Here is a 353-nt window from a genome sequence, read left to right on the forward strand (position 1 = left end):
ACGATGTACCGATGCGTATTAATGGCGATGCGCTACGTCTCAAACAAGTATTGACCAATATCGTGGGTAACGCGATTAAATTCACTGACAGTGGTGATGTGGTAGTACGTGTCAGCTTGGACGATCACCGTGACAATTACCTGATGATTAGCGTACAAGACAGTGGTAAAGGCATCTCGCTTGCCGATCAAAAAATGCTGTTTCAAAGCTTTAGTCAAGGCGACCCATCAATCACTCGTCAATATGGCGGTACAGGGTTGGGTCTGGTCATCTCCAAGCAGTTGACGCGACTGATGGGCGGTGATATTGGCTTTCATGACAATGCGCAAGAGAACATCGCCAATCAGGGTGCA

At 47.6% G+C, this 353-nt stretch carries 1 protein-coding gene; it reads left to right on the forward strand.

Going from position 1 to position 353, the window contains the following annotated elements; all coding sequences use genetic code 11:
- A partial coding sequence (locus CIK77_RS17410; protein ID WP_258861490.1) for an ATP-binding protein occupies positions 1-353 on the forward strand: 353 nt, incomplete at both ends.

This window comes from Microbacterium sp. JB110, from assembly GCF_003335195.1.
GTDB lineage: Bacteria > Actinomycetota > Actinomycetes > Actinomycetales > Microbacteriaceae > Microbacterium.